Raw genomic sequence first — 11,610 nt, 5'->3', positions numbered from 1 at the left:
TTGCCTGCTCTTTAACTCTGGTTCCCATGCAGAGCGAGGGTGTCGCAAAACTCCAACAGCTCGTTCTCACGCTCTGAAGCCTTCATTCCCGCGAAGGCGGGAATCCAGCGCCAACGGTGGATCTCTGCCTTCTCGGGGATGACAAGGCCAGGGGGACACCGGGCAGTATGGTTCTGGTGGAGAGTCAGTGTGGATTGCCGCCTTCGCGGGAATGACGAGAATGAAGCCGGCAATGATGGGAGTCAACGCGTTCCCACGCCGGAGAGAGTTTTGCGACACCCTCTCAGAGCGTGGGAACGAGTTGACAGGAGGTTGGGAAATCAATTACTCAAGCGTTACCCGGTTAGCTTCTTCGAGACTGGTCACACCCTCCAAAACCTTTAACAGTCCAGACTGGCGAAGGTTATTAAATCCTTCTTTCTGTGCAATTTCGGCAATCTGGAGGGAGTTGCCCTCTTCCATAATGATTTGCTGCAGAGCCGGTGTGATCTTTACGACTTCATAGATACCCACACGGCCTTTGTAGCCCTTGCTGCATTGATCACATCCCTTGGGGCCATAAATTTTGGCATACTTGATCTGCTCTTCGGTAAAACCTTCTTCCAGCAGTGTTTCTTTTGGGATGTCTTTTATTTCCTTACAGTGGTTGCATAAGCGTCTGGCCAGACGCTGGGCAATGATCAGGCTGACAGAGGTGGCAATGTTGAAGGAAGGAACCCCCATGTTTTGCAGACGTGTCAGTGTTTCCGGAGCGCTGTTGGTGTGTAGCGTGGACATGACCATGTGGCCTGTCTGGGCCGCTTTGATGGCGATGTTGGCCGTTTCAAGATCTCGAATCTCCCCCACCATAATGATGTCAGGATCCTGACGAAGGAAGGCTCTCAGAGCTTGAGAGAAATCCATCCCCTGCTTCGGATTAACGTTCACCTGGTTGATACCTTCCAGGTTGATTTCTACAGGGTCCTCGGCGGTGGAAATGTTTCTTTCCGGAGTATTCAGAATATTCAGCCCCGTATAGAGAGAGACGGTCTTACCGGAACCGGTGGGTCCTGTGACCAGAATCATACCCTGGGGTTGGTGCAAGGCTTCCATGTACATTTCTTTTTGGGTTTTTTCATAACCCAGGGCATCAATGCCCATTTTGGCACTGGAAGGATCGAGAATCCGAAGTACGATTTTTTCACCCCAAAGGGTAGGCAGGGTATTGACCCGGAAGTCGATGGATTTGCTTTTGGACAGGCGCATTTTAATACGACCATCCTGGGGCTTACGTCGTTCTGAAATATCCATGGCAGACATTATCTTTAGACGGGATGCAATTCTGGGTGCCAGGCCAGCAGGTGGTTTGGCGGTTTCATGAAGAACGCCGTCGGTGCGAAATCGAACCCGATAGGTTTTTTCATAAGGTTCAAAGTGAAGATCCGATGCGCCTGATTTGATGGCAATGAGCAGCATTTTATTCACGAATTTTACGACAGGGGCATCGTCATCTTCCCCTGCTACTTCCTCATCGTTGTCTTCGACGGCACCCACTTCCAGCTCTTCAAGGTTATCAAATTCCTCATCATCGAAATTCGACAGGGCATCAACATTGCTATCCAGCAGTTGATCAATGAATCTGTCCAGCTTGTCTTCTTCAACCAGTACCGAATCCACCATAAGACCGCTGCTGAATCGGATTTCATCAATAGCTGTATGATCACTGGGATCAATTACCCCGACAAACAGTCTGGTCCCCCTCTTTATTAACGGGATCAGTTTATGCTTGCGAATCAGCTTTTCCTGAATCAGTTCCTTCGGGATGTTTTCAGGGTCAAAGGCATCAAGATCCATAACTGGCATGCCAAATTCTTCTGCGGTAGCCAGGGATATGTCTTTGGCGCTGAGTAAATTCTCCTGGACCAGGTAGCTGGCAAGGGGCTGCTTTGTTTTTTCTGCCTGTGAAAGTGCGGAGCGGAGTGTCTTTTCATCGATCAGCTGGTCGACAACCAGTCGAGCAGCCAGTCCTGTCAAAGGTTTATCGACCATGCCTTGTCTATCCGTTTATTGTTCTTGGGTCTGTTCTCTGATTTCTACTATATCAGCACTGAGACGAGAGCATAAACAGGATATTTCATAAAGTGTTGAAGAAGGTGTGGCGTTCACAGAGTATACGGTCTGGTAGAAGGAAGCTGAATTTTATAATGTCGGAGTCTGACAATGAACAAAGCCATTACCAGGGGGATAATGGCTTTTGCGGCACTCTTGTACATTTTTTACATGCTTTTCCAGATGCCAAGTGTCGGATTTTATTTACTGGCTGGCAAGGTAAAATACATGAGGCGGGTTGGGGTGCCCCGTTTACTATCTTCACCGTCATAGTAACTGACCAGCATAAATGTTTTGCCCCCTTGTACCGTTTCAGGACCCCGAGCAATCGCCTCAAAAGAGGTTTCGTGAATATCAAAGCCTATTCCATCTTCGAATAATTTCAGGGAGTCCTCTTGAAGGCTGTCAAAGATAAGGGTCTTGGACATAAAGTAGTCTGGTGCATCCATGAATGCCTTGTTCAGCTCGTTGTCAGCAAACATTTCACTGCCTTTGACATTCTTGCCACTGCCCAGGTCGACCAGATAAACCCGGGTAATAAAATTGGATTCAGAACTTCGATAAGGGAGCACTGTTTTCTCAAGGAACAGAGCCTCTTTCTTATTGAGAACCGCAATATCGCTGACTGTACGAATCGGGCTGCTCTTCAGCTGTTTCATTGCAGAAGGGCTTAAACCCAGAAGAGAAAAGTTATAGAGCTTCTCTGACAGAATTGTTACTTCACCCTTGGCAGGAAGCTGTTGGCTGTTCAGGTATTTTCCTGGCAGCGGTTCGCCATTGTTAGACAGTTGTTCTGTAGTAAAGGTCACCACCCTGACAGGTGGGACATGTTCATTGATATTCCATTGTTTGGCATCCTGAACCAGAGCTCCGGCGGTTGCTGCAACGTAATGGTTGCTCTTGGGAATACGGTCAAGACTTTTCACACCTAATCCCTGTTGAATACCCTTCAATCCCATGTGGAAAGGAATCCAGTTGTTGTTTTCAAAATGTTTAGGCAGTTTGAATGCGCTATCTACCTGACCGGGTCTGTGATCATTTTCTGTGAGCAGGAATTTTGATGACAGTCCGATATCGACGTGGTGAACACCTTTGGAGAGTTGCAGGGGAATTTCCCTGAAGGTATGCAGGAAGGCTGCCGGAATCAGGTCAAGCACAGGTACAGGGAAGAACTCATGGGCATCATACCAGGCTTTCAGAAAACCATTGTTTCGGGTGGCCAGACTGGTTTCGTCACGATTCGCGTGCCTGTAGCCGTAGCCTGCATAGGCGGGGATGTCGATTGCCCTGTAGTCAATAACGCCGGTAACGCCTCTATCACTCTGACTGGAGGAAATCATCAGCTCACCGTCTTTGGTCAGAGTGATGGCGCTGGGGGCAATATGACCATCGTTCAGCCAGAGGGGATGGGTTTTGGCATTCTTGCCTTCGGTGATAGGGTATTCGAACACTTCACTGGGTAAAGGTCCGCCGTGATTAGGATTCTGACGATCCAAAACCACCTTGCTCATATCCAGCTCGTAGTAGTGGGGCTTGGAAAAGACCCCCCAGCCATGACGACCGGTGAAGCCTGCTCCGGCATCTCCAGAAAGCAGGTAGAGTGTCCCTGTTGAACCATTTCCGACATGAGCGAAGTGAGCACCAGTAATATGAGTGACCCTTTTCTGGTCGTCCGGGCGCAACAGGTGACTTCCCAGATACCTGACGCTTTTATGAGGGGCTAATTTCCCTGGGGATTCTGCTGACCATCCGGGAGTCGAAAGAGTCAAGCAAAGCGTTAAGCCAACCAGGGCACTTCTTCTTTTCATCATTGATAAAAACACCTGAAATGAAACAACCCCATAAAGATAGCCATAATTTTTCATTGCAGGTGTATTTTTGACTGAAGTCGCTTCTAAAGCACCAGAGACGGGAAGGGAGTACCTGAAAGTCTGATAGTCAGGGTTTGATTGGGTTGCTTGGGCAAGTGAGCCATCGATCACAAAGCTCTCGGTTATAGAGATGCGATATAATGCGGCAGTCGCCTGCATGAATGCAGATGAAGAGCACGATAACACAGGGAAGAAGATCCGATGGTCAGACAAGAGCTTCCACCGCTTCAGGCAGAAAGTCCTCAAACTGATCAGCTGTAGCCAGGGAGTCTCAATGAGCCTCCGCTTGCGAAAGCTTAACAGGTCTATCCTTAGCTGGGCTTCTTCAGAATAAACGGACATTACCGTCTGATGCAGCAGCTGGATCAATGGATACGTCGGCGCAAGCCGAAAACGCGGCACTGAAACGTGATCGGACCAGGTGCGGACCCGCTTAAGGAGTTGATGTGGAAGCCGGAGGTTAGAAACGTCCGACTGTCCGATTTAGCAGGTTTAAGTACCTGGTTAGGTACTTATCTACCGGCTTATTCGATTCAGTTACAATCAAAATAAGTCAAAGCCTGCTCTAAAAATAATTTAAAGCTGTTTGGAAAAGACTTTGTAAGAGTCGTTAATTCGTTTAATAGCTTATTTATTTCTTCCAGATAACTCCAAGTCTCGGATACGTCAATTGTGTCGTTCTGGTCAAGATATTCTTTTAGCTTGTTGTTTAAAATCTGGTATGACAAGGCTTTCTGTGAAAATTCAGAACTATCTTTATCCGCCTTATCAGCTAATTCCGTTAGGGTGCCACACTTGTGCTCTTGAAAAGTGCCTGAAAAACTTGCGTCCCCAGAGACGCCAGCAACACTAAACAGCCTGCCCATTGCTACTGATTGCCCTGGATTGCCAGCTGAAACTTTCATCCGCTCAAAAGCCTTTTTTGCTAGCAATTCAGAATCATTCGTGACTGTTTTTGTGAGTGTGGCTAAATAAGCTTTGCTCATTGATAACGATGAAAAAACTCTCTCTAAAGATTCGTTCATAGATACTAAGTGAGGAATGATGGTGAAAATGGACTGAGACCCAAAGGTTGTTATGATAGTTTGAACTCTTTCAGCCAGTTCCAGAAACTCACTTCCTCTCCTGTCCATGTCATCTATAAGCTGTCGTCCTTGCTTTAAGTGTTCTTCGCTTATTTTAATCGCAAAGACAAAGGGAGATGAAACGATCAATATAACCGAAATAAAAACTGTGGTAAAAGTTTGCATAGGTGTTTCAACTTCTTTTCGGTTTGCATTTTTGCTCATGTTCTGCCAGCTAACCCCTGCTTCACCACGCGGGCAAAGCACGTCGGGAAGAGAGGTGAAGCCTCGGGATAGAATTGGCAGAATTACGCGATAACTATAGTGTAATCAGTGATAGCTGGGTGGTGATGTGCTGGCAGTGAGGCCCTGATACGCCAGGTAAATCTCCGGGAACCTCTGATGCGTCGGCAGCTACAGCGAAATTGTGAGATTGAGTAATGAACTTAAGGAGCTGGCCGGTCACAGCAGCTGATATTTAATGGAGAGAATCACCGTAACCGATTTCTTGTGAGGTGTCGGTAAGGGCAGGGAGCGCTCAATGGCTTTCAGACTACTGGCTTCGAATGCCTTTTTACCGGCCAGTACAGTCGCCTTTTCCAGTGTTCCGTCAGAGTTGATTTCAATTTTGATTTTTACTTCTCCTTCCAGTCGCCTTCTTTTAGCCTGGTAGGGATACACTTTGTAGCGATTGATCCGGTATTGAAGTTGAGCCACCCATTTCTGAAATTCATCAGGCTCCAAATGCCCGGCTTTTGAAGTGATGAGCTCTTCGACGGGCTCTCCCGATGTCTGCTGGTTGAGAGCAGATACCGGAGGCTCACCCGGTTTTGCGTGCCTGTGTTTGTTTTCTTCCTGATTGGCCGACTCTTGCTGAATCTTTTTCTTTTCGGCTCTGGTCGTTATGACTTTCTTGTTCTCTGCTTTTTCAGCCTGTTCTGTTTTTTCAGTGCTTTGAATGTGTTCAGTGTTTTCAATCTGAGAATCTGGCTTTGTCAATTCCGAGCCGGTCATTGCTTCTGTAGCGGTCAGGTTTTTTTCAATGGCAGGTGTTATGTCGGGTTGATGAGACACCAGTTTGATTTGAATGCCGGGTGATTTTGCAGCAGTCAACCAACTACTCCCGCTATAGCCCAAAAGTAAGGTGTGAAAGACAACTGACAACGTCAGGGGGATGACCAGATGCCTGATGGTGGTTTCCTGTTCCATGATTGGCAACCCACAGAGCATAGCAATTTAAACAGGAATTAAAGAAACAGGTCTGTAGAGGAAACCCCGACATGGTCAGGGCTTCTTAAGAATATCAGGAAGGCTTTACCGGGCTACCAAAATCCCGAGGCCCGGTATGACAAAGAAGGCCAGCAAAAGATACAGGAATGCATAAGCGCGGTTTTTTATAGCCAGATCAGACAATTTTTCTGCAGCGTAGAGAGGAATCTCACGGAGCCACCTGATGCCATAGATAAGGGCTACGGCAAACACGTTGAAGAACAAGTGTACCAGAGCAATGGTCATTGCGTGCTCTGCGTCTGCACCGACGATGGCCGTTGCTGAAAGCAGCGCTGTGATGGTTGTACCGATGTTGGCACCCAGAGTGACAGGGTACATCTGACGAACGGTGAAGACGCCACTGCCTACCAGAGGAACCATAAGACTGGTGGTAGTAGAAGAGGATTGCACCATTACGGTCATAACAGTACCGGAGGCAATACCGGAAATCGGACCACGACCAATAGACTTGTGCAGAATGTCCCTGGCACGTCCCACCATAACTTTTTTCAGCAGCTTGCCCAGTCTTACGACCGAGCTGAAGATAAGGAAGATACCGAAGGCGATCATGGTCAGGCCAGCCAGTGTGCTGTCGGGCAGAAGGCCTGCAAAATCCTTGACAATATTCACGGCCGGCTTGGTCAGGGGTTTGACGAAATTCAGGCTGCCCATATCAATAGCAGAGCCACCCACCAACAGTGCGGCTACGTGCTGTGAAATATCGCTCAGGAAGCCGGTCATCAATTCCAGAGGCAACAGAATCAGAACCGCCAGATAGTTAAAGAAGTCGTGAACTGTCGAAGCAGCAAAAGCTCGCTTAAAGGATTTGTCGCAACCCATGTGACCCAGACTGACCAGAGTATTTGTGATGGTGGTACCAATATTGGCTCCCATTATCATGGGGATCGCCATCTCTACCGGCAGGCCGCCAGCCACGAGGCCAACGATAACAGAGGTTACTGTACTGGAAGACTGAACCAGAGCTGTGGCGAGGGTACCGGCTATCAGTGCCAGCATAGTGTTGTTGGCAAAGCTGAACAGCTCTGCAGCTGCTTCTGCGCCACCTACGGCCATTTTAAAACCAGAGCCCACTACGCTGACGGCAACCAGGAGAGCATAGATCCAGAGGATAACTCTCAGCCAGATACGGCCATAGTGCCTGCTGGTGTATTTATAGTCAGCTTTGGTGCTGGCTTGACTTGTTGCTTCAGACATTTTCTGCACCTTGGTGCTGTGTGGATAGAGATGATGGCGAAAATATAGGTGTTCTGTTTCAGAAATATTACAGTTATGACATTTTTTTGAAATATTTAAAAAGCCCTCCAGGACCAGAGGGTGTCGCAAAAGGTCAATTAAAACGCTTCAAGCTTCAAACCGTTATCTCCGCGAAGGCGGAGATCCACTGTTCGTGGTGGGTTCCCGCCTACGCGGGAACGACGATCTTGATATATCCTGCTGACCATACCCTTTTGCGACACCCTCACCAGGGCAAAGACTGCAGAAATATGACAGTGCTCGTTTTCGGGGCAACCCTTTTCCATGTCGGAACCCGGAGGTCCCAAAAGCATGGGAGCCAGAGTGATGCGACAGCCTGCAGAACAGGGAGTAGTTACCTGAGAAGTTTATCGAACAACTGCACTCTAACCGTTTCTCCTGCCTCAATATTTCCCTGGGAAGCGGGCAAAATGATGTAACAATTAGCCATACTCATGGATCGGAGAATCCCCGACCCCTGACTGCCCGATGTGACTACCTCGGCTTCTCCTCTCTCGTTGGTTGAGAGAATGCCCCTCTGGAATTCCAGGCGACCGGGTTGTTTCTTCAGGGGAGTGAGGCACGTTGCTGGTAGTTCAGCAGCAGGAGTTGGTTCTGCTCCCATCATATGTTGCAATGCGGGCGCTGCCAATTGTTGGAAAGTTACCGTAGCGGAAACCGGATTGCCGGGTAGCCCAAAGAAAACACTGTTGGGAAGTTTACCAAAGGCAAAGGGTTTGCCGGGTTTAATGGCCAGCCTCCAGAACGAAGTATGGCCTATTTCACTGAGAATATCTTTGACAAAGTCGACGTCACCTACGGATACCCCACCAGAGGTAACAACTGCATCAGCCTGCTGATCAGCTTTCAGAAAAGCTTTCCGGATCTCGTTGCGGTCATCATGGAGTTTTCCAAGGTCAATCACTTCTGCACCCAGTCGCTTGAGCATCGCTGATACTGCAAACCTATTGCTGTCGTATATATTACCTTGTCCGAGAGTCTCGCCGGGCAGCTTCAGTTCATCACCCGTGGAAAAGAGCGCTACTTTTATTCTGCGAATGACTGGAACTTCAGGGATTCCCAATGAAGCCAGCAGACCTATATCCTGGGCTTTGATGATGTGTCCCTTTTCAAAAACCTGACAACCTTGAGGAATATCTTCACCGGCACGGCGAACATTATTGCCTGACTGAGAGGGTAGCTTGCTGAAAGCAATACCCTGTGAGGTTATCTCGGCCTGCTCCTGCATGATGACCGTATCGGCACCTACAGGAATGGAAGCACCTGTCATGATTCTTATACAGTGGCCAGCGGGCATAGAACCCTGATAGGGATGTCCGGCCAGAGATTTTCCGGCCAGCGGCAGTATTGAATGTGGTGCCAGGTCACTGAAACGGACTGCATACCCGTCCATGGCTGAATTATCATGGGACGGAACGTTAACCGGCGAAATAATTGCCTCAGAGATAACCCTGTCCAGGGAGTCAGCCAGAGCCACTGTTTCAGTTTCAGTGACGACCGGTGTTTCTGTCATCAGTTTCTCAAGCCCTTCGTGCAGGGGCATGAGCCCCGGGGCAGAACAGCAGTCAGTCATTGAAAGGTCTCCTCGATACAGTTTTTGAAACTGCTCTTAAAGTAAAAGCTATAAATGAATTCAGCAATCTGTTTCTTGTTATTTGTATCACTCGATATTGTCCTTTAAGGCATGGCTATTTTATCGGGTTAGGGTTAGGATGAGCCCCTAATTAATTTTAATAAAGCGCCGAGCTTCGCAACCTAACCCTCACCATGAAGGTACGGTTGTCTGGCCGTGACCTGATGCGTGTTACACGCAGGGTTGCCAGGGTTCACACAGAAATGTCTGGGCCTCCCGTGTTTGGAAAGGTGTGAAATGCGACCATTACAAGACCAACAGGGACGAACGTTTCCCTATCTCAGACTGTCTCTGACTGATCTGTGCAACTTCACTTGCAACTATTGCCTGCCTGATGGCTGTGATGAGCATCGTCACAAGCAGTCGCTGGATGTTGCCGAAATTAAACGTCTGGTGACCGCTTTTTCGGCGGTGGGTGTTGAGAAGGTTCGCCTCACTGGCGGTGAGCCTACCCTGCGCTCTGACTTCATGGATATTGTCAGTACTCTTAAGTCCATTCCGGGGATTCAGAAAGTGGCTATGACCACAAATGGTTACAAAATGGACCAGAGAGTTGAGTCCTGGCTGGCTGCTGGTGTTGATCAGATTAATGTCAGTATCGACAGTCTGGACCCCCGAGCCTTTGCAGCAATAACCGGGCACGACCGCCTTCAGGAAATACTGGTGGGTATTGACAAGGCCTTCGCAAAAGGTCTTCCTTCTATCAAGGTCAATGCGGTTTTGATGAAAGGGGTCAACGACATCCAGCTGGAGGCGTTTCTGAAATGGATTAAGCACCAGCCTGTTACCATGCGTTTCATTGAGTTGATGCAGACGGGTGATAATAGTCGCTTTTTCAATCAATACCATGTCCCCGGAAAACAAATAAGGGATCAGCTTCTGGAGCAGGGCTGGGTCAGAATGGCCAGAAATAAAGATGCGGGTCCGGCTTACGAATATTGTCATCCTGAGTATCAGGGGCGCATTGGACTGATTACCCCCTACTCAAGAGATTTCTGTAAAGACTGCAATCGTCTGAGGGTTAGCAGTCAGGGGCATCTGCAACTTTGCCTGTTCTCGGAATCAGGCCATGACCTTCGACATTTCTTACAGGACGACAGCCAGCAGGATGAATTGATTCAGGAAATTCGATCAGCACTGAGGTTGAAAGTAGACGGTCATTTTCTGGAACAGGGGTATACCGGAGGTACTCGCAATCTTGCCCAGATTGGAGGCTGATATAGCTCGGCCTTCGCTTTAGGTGACTGGGGGTTATTGTCGGCACACAGGGCACAAAGGTGATTGTGTCGTCCATGCGTGAATGCATGCTGCACAGTAGAAGTGCTTTAAACACTCCCCAGCGGCGATAGGGGATCTTATGGGGTCCATACAAATAGAGCATAATCCGCCAAAGAGTTTTACTGCCAGATAGTCAGTAATTCTTGCTGACAATGCGTGCTCTGTTACTCGGGCAACGAGACTGCAAAAGGCTAGTGGTAAGTTTTCATCACTACTGAAAAATGCTATCAGGTCGTAGATGAAGTTAAAATAAAAGCATGATATTAAGCTTATTGAAAAAGCAAAAGCTAACTCTTGACGAAAAACATTACCCGATTTAAGTAGATGGTAAATTAAAAAAGAAGCACTTGTTGATTCAACTAAGCGTAAAGGTAGCCTGATTTCATCATAATATAACGAGAGAGAAGTTAATAAATTTAACAGGTCCCTGAGAAAGCTCTGTTCGTAATCTTTATGTGAAATAGTCAGGTCGGAATTTACATATTCATCATTATAAGTATTATCTTCAGATCCGTAAGAAGTGCCACAAGATATTAGCAAGACAAATATCACTAATTTGCATAAATAGAGCATATCTGTTGTATATGGATTTTAGGGAACACTCAGTCAAGATAGATTACGAAGGGTCATGTTACAAATATCGAGCAGGTTTTACCTGCGAGCACCCGCTGAAAATGGCTGGAGCAAAAGGTGCTTCAGCCAAAATCCATTCAGTTTTCGAAATGGATATTTATTGAACGGGTTGATCGCTATTCTATTTATTTTATCGGGAGGTTACTGTCGGCATACAGGGCACAAAAGTGATTGCGCCTCCCATGTGCGAAGGCATGCACTGCAATACCAGTGCCTTCTGCAGCCTGCACAGTTGATAAAGGTACTCATTTGTTCCAGACAAATAGGACATATTCCTGAAAAAAGTTTTACTGACAAATAATAGGTAATAAATAGAGACAATGCGTGCTCCATCCTTTGTGCGATGAGTGTAAATATGAATAATGATAGATCTTCGTAATTATGCTGATTAGTTCTTAGGTCATATGAAAAGTTAACGACAGCGCTTAATAAATAAACAAAAAGATACTCATGATGAAAAGTACTGCTCAGCTTAAGTAGACAGAAATTCAACAAACAC

9 protein-coding genes and 1 riboswitch are annotated in these 11,610 nt (G+C 47.4%); of the genes, 1 reads left to right on the top strand and 8 read right to left on the bottom strand.

Annotated features, from left to right (window positions below; genetic code table 11):
- Nucleotides 1–66 precede the first annotated feature (66 nt).
- From ACO6VG_RS01155 to moeA, 7 genes are all read right to left on the bottom strand, one after another.
- On the bottom strand, nt 67–246 hold the full coding sequence (locus ACO6VG_RS01155) for a hypothetical protein (RefSeq protein WP_422138837.1): 180 nt from the start codon (nt 244–246) through the stop codon (nt 67–69).
- 78 nt (nt 247–324) lie between these two features.
- Nucleotides 325–2,028: a type IV-A pilus assembly ATPase PilB gene (pilB, locus tag ACO6VG_RS01150; protein WP_422135218.1), complete on the bottom strand. Its 1,704-nt coding sequence runs from the start codon at nt 2,026–2,028 to the stop codon at nt 325–327.
- A 260-nt stretch (nt 2,029–2,288) separates the two neighbouring features.
- The gene (locus tag ACO6VG_RS01145) at nt 2,289–3,899 is read right to left on the bottom strand and encodes an esterase-like activity of phytase family protein (RefSeq protein WP_422472291.1); all 1,611 of its coding nucleotides are present in this window, start codon (nt 3,897–3,899) and stop codon (nt 2,289–2,291) included.
- Nucleotides 3,900–4,492: 593 nt separating this feature from the next.
- Nucleotides 4,493–5,248: a hypothetical protein gene (locus ACO6VG_RS01140; protein ID WP_422135216.1), complete on the bottom strand. Its 756-nt coding sequence runs from the start codon at nt 5,246–5,248 to the stop codon at nt 4,493–4,495.
- Nucleotides 5,249–5,485: 237 nt separating this feature from the next.
- The gene (locus ACO6VG_RS01135; protein WP_422135215.1) at nt 5,486–6,232 is read right to left on the bottom strand and encodes a TonB family protein; all 747 of its coding nucleotides are present in this window, start codon (nt 6,230–6,232) and stop codon (nt 5,486–5,488) included.
- 105 nt (nt 6,233–6,337) lie between these two features.
- Nucleotides 6,338–7,507 carry a Na/Pi symporter gene (locus ACO6VG_RS01130; protein WP_422135214.1) on the bottom strand — a complete coding sequence of 390 codons (1,170 nt, stop codon included), beginning with the start codon at nt 7,505–7,507 and terminating at the stop codon, nt 6,338–6,340.
- Nucleotides 7,508–7,901: 394 nt separating this feature from the next.
- Entirely contained in the window at nt 7,902–9,140 is a 1,239-nt protein-coding gene (moeA, locus tag ACO6VG_RS01125) for a molybdopterin molybdotransferase MoeA (RefSeq protein ID WP_422138834.1), read from the bottom strand.
- A gap of 154 nt (nt 9,141–9,294) precedes the next feature.
- Nucleotides 9,295–9,449: riboswitch (molybdenum cofactor riboswitch) on the top strand.
- Between moeA and moaA the strand changes: the two genes are divergently transcribed.
- The gene (gene moaA / locus ACO6VG_RS01120) at nt 9,438–10,418 is read left to right on the top strand and encodes a GTP 3',8-cyclase MoaA (RefSeq protein ID WP_422410256.1); all 981 of its coding nucleotides are present in this window, start codon (nt 9,438–9,440) and stop codon (nt 10,416–10,418) included. (Overlaps the previous riboswitch by 12 nt.)
- A 33-nt stretch (nt 10,419–10,451) precedes the next feature.
- Here moaA and ACO6VG_RS01115 read toward each other — a convergent pair whose 3' ends face one another.
- Nucleotides 10,452–11,051, bottom strand: a complete 600-nt coding sequence (locus ACO6VG_RS01115) for an RING finger domain-containing protein (RefSeq protein WP_422138832.1) — start codon at nt 11,049–11,051, stop codon at nt 10,452–10,454.
- Nucleotides 11,052–11,610 lie beyond the last annotated feature (559 nt).

The organism is Endozoicomonas sp. ALB032 (assembly GCF_049310125.1).
Classification (GTDB): domain Bacteria; phylum Pseudomonadota; class Gammaproteobacteria; order Pseudomonadales; family Endozoicomonadaceae; genus Endozoicomonas_A.
This window is presented reverse-complemented; position numbering and strand designations above follow the sequence as displayed.